Here is a 7,878-nt window from a genome sequence, read left to right as displayed (position 1 = left end):
GTAGGCAGCTCGCCCGAAATGATGCTGCGTGTGGCCGATGGCAAGCTGACGGTGCGTCCCATCGCCGGCACGCGCCCCCGCGGGCGTACCGAGGCTGAAGATCAGGCGCTGGCCGATGAGCTCATCAACGACGAAAAGGAGCGCGCCGAACACGTGATGCTGGTGGACCTTGGCCGCAACGATGTCGGGCGACTCGCCGAATATGGCAGCGTGGAGGTGACCGATCTCATGGTGATCGAGAAGTACTCGCATGTCTTCCACATCGTGAGCCAGGTGGAGGGGCAGCTGCCTGACGGAGCGAGTGCGCTCGACGCATTCCGTGCCGTGTTCCCCGCCGGCACCATGACAGGCGCTCCCAAGGTGCGCGCCATGGAGATCATCGACGAGCTCGAACCGGAGCGCCGCGGGGCCTACGCGGGTGCACTCGGCGTGATCGGCGCCGGGGACACGCGTATGGACCTTGCCATCACCATTCGCACCTGCGTGATCGCCGATGGCGTGGCCAGTGTGCAGGCGGGCGCGGGGATCGTGCACGACAGTGTGCCGGAAAAAGAGTGGGAAGAGACTGAGAACAAGGCGCGGGCGATGCTCACCGCCATCGGCCGCGCGCGCGCGGCGGCCATTCGCTGAGCATGCCGTTCGTTCTGGAGTCGGTGGCGGGTGATCGCCGCTTTTCCCTCGCCGACCGCGACGCGCTGGTGGTGGGACGCGATCCGCTCAGCGACCTGCCGATTCTCGATCCCGCCGTATCGCGGCGCCACGCCGAACTGCGTGTGGGCGACGGCGACGGGGTGGTGCACGTAACCGACCTCGGTTCCCGGAACGGCACCTGGATCAACGACAACCGTGTGACGCGCGGGGAGCTGCGGTCCGGCGATCGCATTGCGTTCGGCACCGTGGCGTTCACGGCGTTCACGGCGGAGCCCACCCCCATCCGGCCCGCGCCGTCGCCGCGCAGCAGCGACCCGGGCGCGACGCTGCTGCGCGAGCGCGTCGTTCCCTCGCCCGATCAAGCGCTGGCCGATGTCGCGCGAGACACCGATGGCAACGGCCGCGCCACGCAGCGTCTCACGCAGTTGGTACGCCTTGCCCAGCGACTCGGCGCGTACGGAGATCTCGAGGACCTGCTCGAGGCCATCACCACCGACCTGTTCGCTACGTTCGCTGCCGACCGAGTGGCCATTCTGCTCACCGCCGCTGACGGAACGCTGGACAGCCGTGTCTCCCGTGACCGCCACGGTCGTATTCCGCGGCCGGTGCCGCGCGCGATCGCCAACGGGGTCGCCGAACGCCAGGTAGCGCTCCTCACCAACGATGCAGCGAGCGACACGCGGACGGCTGGCGAATCCGTTCTGCAGCAGTCGGTGAAGTCGGCCATGGCGGCCCCGCTGCTCGGTGAACAGCGGGCCACCATCGGTGTGCTGTACGTGGACCATCTTGGCGACGGCGCAGCGTTCGACGACGACGATCTCGCCCTGCTGGTCGCCTTTGCCGGTATTGCCGCGGCGGCCGTGGAACGCGAAACGGCGGCCGAACAACGGCTGCAGGCTGCCCGCGTGCGCGAGAACTTCGAACGGTATTTCACGCCGCAGCTCGCGGAGCGCATTGCGTCTACTACGCGTCTCGTGGAACCGGGCGGCACCCGCATGCCTGTGGTGGTGCTGTTCAGCGATATCCGTGGCTTCACGACCATCGCCGAGTCGCTCCCGCCGATGCAGATGGCCAGTCAGCTGAACGAGTATTTCAGCGCCATGGTGGAGTGCGTGTTCCGGCACGGCGGCGCCCTCGACAAGTTCATCGGCGATGCCCTCATGGCCTACTGGGGTGCTCCTGAGGCGCGTGACGACGATGCCGACCGCGCCCTGCACGCGGCGTTCGCGATGGAGGACGCGCTCGCGTTGCTGAACGCCCGCTGGAGGATGGAGGGACGACCGGAGCTGCACGCGGGCATCGGCATTCATCAGGGCGACGCGTTCGTGGGCAACATCGGCTCGCCGCGGCGCCTCGAGTTCACACTCATCGGCGACACCGTGAATGTGGCCAGTCGGCTGTGTGCGCTCGCCAAGGTGGGCGAGGTGCTGGTGAGCGAGCCGATCGTGGAGACCGCGCGCGCGATGCGTCGCGTTCCGCTGCGCTACACCTCGCGCGACGACCTCCACGTGGTGCGCCGCAATACCGACCCGTGCCCCGTGTGGCAGGTGGAGCGCGAGACATGACGCGAGACATGACGCGCACGTTGCTCCCCACCATCGAAAGTGCGCGCGTCGAAGCCGCGACCGTGTACGCGCCAGCGGTGCTGCTGCCGCGCGTGGCCGATCTCGTCCAGACGCATGGATCGCTGTACGACTGGGCCTCCTCGGAGCCGCAGCCGCGCGCCCTGCGTGGCCGAGCGCCCGTGTACGTGGCGGCGCTGCCCAATGGCGGCCCCACGGTGGTGGTGCGCCACGCATGGCACGGTGGCCTGCTGGCCCCACTCACACAGGATCTGTTTCGACGTCCCACGCGCGCGCCGCTCGAGCTGGCGCGTTCGCGCGAGTTGCAGGCGATGGCCATTCCGACCACCGAGGTGCTTGGGTATGTGCTGTACGACGCGGTGTTCGGCCTCGCCCGCGTGGACGTGATGACCCGCTACGTTCCGGACACCGCAGATCTCGGGATGGTGCTCGCCGGGCTCGCCCCCGCCATCGAGTGCGATGCAGCACTTGGCGCGACGCTGGACCTGTTGACGAATCTCGCCGCGCATCGAGTGGTTCACCCGGATCTCAACGTGAAGAACATTCTGTTGCACACGCCCGAGGGCGCACCGGCACGGGCAATGGTCATCGACGTGGATGTCGTTCAATTGCACGCGGCATCGCCCGCCCAGGCCATGGAGCGCAACGTTGCCCGGTTGTCGCGGTCGCTCCACAAGTGGAAGCGACAGTTCGGCTGCGACCTCAGCGACACGTCGATCACCGCGTTTGCTGCTGCTGCGTTGGCGCGGACGCCGGACGCGACGCCCACTCACCGTTCTGCCGGGATGCGCCCGTGAGCACGGCGGTGAAGCCCGCCACCACGCCGCCGCTACCACCGGTGACACTGCAGCGCATCGGCATCGTCATGATGAGTGCCGTGGGCGACGCCGTGCACGTGATGCCCATCATTCACGCGCTCAAGGCGCATGCGCCCAAGAGCCACATCACCTGGGTGCTGCAGCCCGGCCCCGCCACACTCGTGCGCGGTCATCCACTGGTCGATGACATCATTCTCTTCGATCGCTCGAAAGGGTGGCGCGGGTTTCTCGACGTACGGGCCGAACTCGCCACGAGACCGTTCGATGTGGTGCTCGGCTTGCAGGTATACTTCAAGGCGGGGCTCATCACCGGATTCACGCGGTCACCGGTAAAGCTCGGCTTCGACCGTGAGCGTGCGCGCGATGCCAATTGGCTTTTCAGCACGCACCGCATCGCTCCGCACGTGGGGCAGCACGTACAGGACCAGTACTTCGAATTTCTCGATGCGCTCGGCGTGGTGCACGCCGCCCCGCAATGGACGCTGGGTCCGTGGAACGACGACGAGCGTGCGTGGCAGCGCGAGTTCCTCGCTCAGTTCTCACGACCGATTGCGCCCATCGTGGTGGCCACGAGCAAGGCGGCGAAGGATTGGATGCCGGAACGCTGGGCGCAGGTGTGCCACGTGCTGTGGAACGAGTACGGCGTTCAGCCGGTGCTTGTGGGCGGTCGATCCCCGCGTGAGGTGGCGGCCGAGGCGATCATCATGCGCGAGGCGCCCTTTGCGCATTCCGCGCTCGGCAGCGGGCTGCGCAAGCTCTCGGCCATCCTCGACGGAGCGGCGGTGGCGTTGTCCCCCGACACGGGGCCGCTGCATCTCGCTGTGGCGCTGCGCACGCCCGTGATCTCGCTGCTGGGGTATACCAACCCCAAGCGGGTGGGGCCGTATGATTTCGCGCACGACCTGATGATCGATGCCTACGGTGATCCCGGCGAGGACTATCCGCTGGACATGACATACCGCGAGGGACGCGTGGAGCGCATCAGCGTGGAGGATGTCACGGCGAAGCTCGCGGTGTGGCGGGCGCGATACGAACAGGAGCGCCTCGCGCAGCTGAGATCGCGGGGGCTGCTGTCTGGGTAAACCGCTAGCCCCGCACCGCGCCGAACGCGTACTCGTAGCCGAGCTCGCGGAGCAGGCCGACGAGCCGGCCCAGGGGTAAGCCCATCACGGCGAAGTAGTCGCCGCTGATCTTCTCCACCAGGGTCGCGCCGAAACCCTGGATGCCATACGCGCCGGCCTTGTCCATCGGTTCACCGGTGGCCACGTAGGCTTCGGCGAGCGCGCGATCGAGCGGGCGGAAGGTCACCTGCACCGCCTCGACGCCAGAGAGCGTCCGACCCTCGTGCGCCACGGCGACCGACGTGTAGACCGTGTGTTCACGTCCGGACAGACGCAGCAGCATGTCCACGGCATCGGCGGCATTGGCCGGCTTGCCAAGGATGGCACCGTCGATCACGACGATCGTATCGGACCCGATCACCACGGCATCGGGGTGCTGCAGCGCGAGGGCGCGCGCCTTCTCCCGGGCCAGGCGCTCCGAATGCTGCACCGGCTCTTCACCGGGCCATACGGTTTCGTCGATATCGGCCGGCCGGACCTCGTGCACGATACCGATCTGCGCGAGCAATTCGCGACGACGCGGGGACTGCGAGGCGAGAATGACGCGCACGGGCGTCTGATTCGAAGGGGGCATACGATAAGTTTACGAGGACCTTCTTCCATTTTGCCATGTCTGAACGCGCCGCCTCCACTCCGCAGCCCGCCCCCCGCAGCGACGCCACCGCCCATTTCGAGACGCTGGCCATTCGGGCGCAGGCGCCGATGTCGCCGGAACACGAGCACTCGGTGCCGCTCTATCTCACGTCGAGCTTCCGCTTCGACGATGCGGAGCATGCGCGCGCGCTGTTCACCGAGGAGGTGGCAGGCAACATCTACAGCCGCTACTCGAACCCGAACACCGACGAATTCATCAACAAGCTCTGCCTGCTCGAGGGTGGGGAAGACGGCATCGCGACGGCCTCGGGGATGTCAGCGGTGTTCACCGCCATCGCCGCCCGCGTGTCCTCGGGCGATCACGTGCTCGCCTCGCGGGCGCTGTTCGGGAGCACGCACCAGATCTTCACGCGCATTCTCCCCAAGTGGGGCGTGACGAGCGACTATGCTGACGTGAGTGACCCGTCGAGCTGGGAACGGCTGGTGAAGCCCAACACGAAGCTGATCTTCATCGAGACGCCCTCGAATCCGGGGCTCGAACTCATCGACCTCGAGTGGCTCGGCGCCTTTGCGAAGGCCCGCGGGATTCCGCTGGTCGTGGATAACTGTTTCGCGACCCCGTACCTGCAGCGCCCGCTCGCGCTGGGCGCCGCGATCTCGATTCATTCGGCCACCAAGTACATCGACGGCCAGGGACGCGCACTCGGTGGTGCCATCATCGGCGATCGCGACTACATCGCTGACTGTCGGTTCTTCGCGCGTCACACCGGACCGGCGATGAGCGCCTTCAACGCGTGGCTGCTGTCGAAGTCACTCGAAACGCTGGCCGTGCGCATGGATCGGCACTGCGCAAACGCCCTGTCGCTGGCGAAGCATTTCGAGGGACATCCGGCGCTCGAATCCGTCCGCTATCCGTTCCTGCCGTCGCACCCGCAGCACGCGTTGGCGACCCGACAGATGAGCCAAGGGGGTGGGATCGTCGTGCTGGTGCTCAAGGGTGGGCTCGAGGCGGGGCGGCGGTTCCTCGATCGCGTGCGCATGGTGTCCCATTCAGCGAACCTGGGCGACACGCGCACCATCGTCACGCACCCGGCCTCGACCACGCACAGCAAGCTCACCCCGGCCGAACGTCAGGCGGTCGCCATTTCCGATGGCCTCATCCGCGTGAGCGTCGGCCTTGAACATGTAGCGGACATCATCTCCGACCTGGAGCAGGCGCTCGGCAGCTGACGTGGTCCGCATGCCGCGCGTGCACTTCGTAAAAGTGCGGACTGCTCAACGGATTTGACGGTTTGTACATATAGCTGAGGTTGGCGACTTCACCGATCGGTTCAGGAGGAGACGCCAGCTTCGCGCTCGAGCCAGATGGTGACGGGACCATCATTCACGAGTTCGACGTCCATCATGGCGCCGAACTCCCCCGTGGCCAGCGGCACGCCGCTTTGTTTCAGAAACGTCAAAAATTTGTCATACAGCGGGCGGGCGATCTCCGGTCTGGCCGCGTCCACGAAGCTCGGCCGACGTCCTTTACGGGCATCGGCGTACAGGGTGAACTGGGAAACCACCAAGAGTTCGCCCCCCTGTTCACCGATATCGCAGTTAAGTTTCTGGTTTGCGTCTGGGAACAGGCGAAGACCGAGCACCTTGTCGGCCATCCATTCGATCTCGTGATCGGTGTCAGTATGGGTGAACCCGACGAGCAGCAGATAGCCGCCGTCGATCTTTCCCGCGATTCGCTCGCGCGGCCCCGTGTCCGTCTCCTCTCGAATGCGGACTTCAGCACGCCGGACGCGTTGGAGTAGTATTCGCATAGAATCAAAGATTGGCTTCGAGTCGATTGCGCGGAAGCAGCGTTGCTGATGTCGCGTGGTGATGATTCGAGGACAATGCAAATCAACAGAACCGTGCACCCACGTCTTGCGCTCCACTTCGATTTGACGCCGCGTAGTGCGGCGACGGACGCCGATTCGGCGTTCCTCGCGGCCTGCGTGGCTTGGCTAGGGTTGGATCAGGGCCAGCAGCTCAGCTGGGATACCCCCTCGAACCATACGCTCGACGGCGGCCGTATTCTCCGTTGGGCCCCCTTTCGCCACGAGGGCTCGGCGCTCGCCGACATCGTCGTGCACGCCCCCGATCCGCTCGACCGGTCGCTGCAGTGGTCCACGCACGTGACCTACGTGGTGACCTCGACGGCGGGTGGTGGGCAGCATCGTCAGGTGAACATCCGCGTGGGCACCGAAGGTGGCGCCGCCAACGGCGCACCACCGCCAGTGCGTCCGCCGCGCCTGCTCAGCGAACTCGATGCCGCGTTTACGCTGGTCTCGAACGACGGACCGCTGCAGCGCACTCCCACCCAGCTCGAGGCGGGCACGCTGGATGCCTTCGTGCGCTTCGTACTCTGCGACCCGGCCCGGACGATGCCGGTCCTGCTGTTGACCGAACTGCCCGACGGCGGCTACGTGCTGCCCCCCGAGCAGTTCGCGTCGGAGATGTTCGGGCTCGGTCTGTGCTTCCAGCTCCGTCACTCCGACACGTTCGCGCTCTCCGACGCCGTGGGTGGGCATGCGCGCTCGGTGTTCCTCGGTTCGGCCCGCGCGTACCTCCCCGGGTTCACGCTGGAGTCCGATCCGTTCCAGCACCCGCTCGTGCTCGCGCGGGCACTCGCCCTGCCGGGTGAGCGCCGCCGTCTGGTGCAGCGCCTGGCTGAAGTGTCGGTCCAGCGGCCGTTCTCTGATCCGGCGATCGCCGACACGCTGCGCGACCTGCGGTCGGGGGCGTACAGTGCCCGTCCCGACGCCACGGAGGCGCTCGCCGCCGCCGAGTCCGGCGTGGAGATGGACAAGACGCAGCTCATCGCGATCGTGCGCCAGCTCGAGGAGGCGGTGCGCGCCGCGGAGGGTGAGCTCGCCCGTACGCGCGAGCGCCTCTCCGACACGCGCCAGCAGCTCGAGCAGGAAAAGGCGTCGGCCCGCACGCTGCGCACCACGCTCGCAGCACACAAGGAGCGTCAGCCCATTGCGAAGCCGGCCAGCGATGCGCCGCAATCGGTGCTCGAGGCGGTGGAACGCGCCCAGGCGCTGTACAGCGATGCGCTGCGCATCCTGCCCTCGG

At 66.9% G+C, this 7,878-nt stretch carries 8 protein-coding genes; 6 read left to right on the top strand and 2 right to left on the bottom strand.

Features of this window, described 5'->3' with window-relative positions; translation table 11 throughout:
- The 4 genes from ACIQ6O_RS10080 to ACIQ6O_RS10065 all read left to right on the top strand — a co-directional run.
- A partial coding sequence (locus ACIQ6O_RS10080; RefSeq protein ID WP_396207656.1) for an anthranilate synthase component I family protein occupies positions 1 to 630 on the top strand: 630 nt, incomplete at its 5' end.
- Positions 631 to 632: 2 nt separating this feature from the next.
- Positions 633 to 2,216 carry an adenylate/guanylate cyclase domain-containing protein gene (locus tag ACIQ6O_RS10075; RefSeq protein WP_396207655.1) on the top strand — a complete coding sequence of 528 codons (1,584 nt, stop codon included), beginning with the start codon at positions 633 to 635 and terminating at the stop codon, positions 2,214 to 2,216.
- On the top strand, positions 2,213 to 3,031 hold the full coding sequence (locus ACIQ6O_RS10070; RefSeq protein WP_396207654.1) for a lipopolysaccharide kinase InaA family protein: 819 nt from the start codon (positions 2,213 to 2,215) through the stop codon (positions 3,029 to 3,031). Before ACIQ6O_RS10075 ends, ACIQ6O_RS10070 begins: the two co-directional genes overlap by 4 nt.
- A complete protein-coding gene (locus tag ACIQ6O_RS10065) occupies positions 3,028 to 4,134 on the top strand; it encodes a glycosyltransferase family 9 protein (RefSeq protein WP_396207653.1) in 1,107 nt (368 codons plus the stop codon). Before ACIQ6O_RS10070 ends, ACIQ6O_RS10065 begins: the two co-directional genes overlap by 4 nt.
- Before the next feature lie 4 nt (positions 4,135 to 4,138).
- Here ACIQ6O_RS10065 and ACIQ6O_RS10060 read toward each other — a convergent pair whose 3' ends face one another.
- Positions 4,139 to 4,747, bottom strand: a complete 609-nt coding sequence (locus ACIQ6O_RS10060) for a Maf family protein (RefSeq protein ID WP_396207652.1) — start codon at positions 4,745 to 4,747, stop codon at positions 4,139 to 4,141.
- Between the two features lie 35 nt (positions 4,748 to 4,782).
- On the opposite strand from ACIQ6O_RS10060, the gene ACIQ6O_RS10055 reads away from it, so the two are divergent.
- Entirely contained in the window at positions 4,783 to 5,997 is a 1,215-nt protein-coding gene (locus ACIQ6O_RS10055; RefSeq protein WP_396207651.1) for a trans-sulfuration enzyme family protein, read from the top strand.
- 101 nt (positions 5,998 to 6,098) lie between these two features.
- On the opposite strand, the gene dtd is transcribed toward ACIQ6O_RS10055, so the two are convergent.
- On the bottom strand, positions 6,099 to 6,578 hold the full coding sequence (gene dtd / locus ACIQ6O_RS10050) for a D-aminoacyl-tRNA deacylase (RefSeq protein WP_396207650.1): 480 nt from the start codon (positions 6,576 to 6,578) through the stop codon (positions 6,099 to 6,101).
- 93 nt (positions 6,579 to 6,671) lie between these two features.
- On the opposite strand from dtd, the gene ACIQ6O_RS10045 reads away from it, so the two are divergent.
- On the top strand, positions 6,672 to 7,878 hold a 1,207-nt coding region (locus tag ACIQ6O_RS10045; protein WP_396207649.1), incomplete at its 3' end, for a hypothetical protein.

It is taken from the genome of Gemmatimonas sp. (assembly GCF_044345575.1).
In the GTDB taxonomy this organism is placed as follows: Bacteria; Gemmatimonadota; Gemmatimonadetes; order Gemmatimonadales; family Gemmatimonadaceae; genus Gemmatimonas.
The sequence above is the reverse complement of the archived record's forward strand: the minus strand, read 5'-3'. Positions and strand labels throughout refer to the sequence as shown.

Coding starts and splice junctions, on each gene's coding strand:
- ACIQ6O_RS10060 (WP_396207652.1), bottom strand. CDS start 4,747: ATGCCCCCTTCGAATCAGACGCCCGTGCGCGTCATTCTCGCCTCGCAG.
- ACIQ6O_RS10055 (WP_396207651.1), top strand. CDS start 4,783: ATGTCTGAACGCGCCGCCTCCACTCCGCAGCCCGCCCCCCGCAGCGAC.
- ACIQ6O_RS10075 (WP_396207655.1), top strand. CDS start 633: ATGCCGTTCGTTCTGGAGTCGGTGGCGGGTGATCGCCGCTTTTCCCTC.
- ACIQ6O_RS10070 (WP_396207654.1), top strand. CDS start 2,213: ATGACGCGAGACATGACGCGCACGTTGCTCCCCACCATCGAAAGTGCG.
- dtd (WP_396207650.1), bottom strand. CDS start 6,578: ATGCGAATACTACTCCAACGCGTCCGGCGTGCTGAAGTCCGCATTCGA.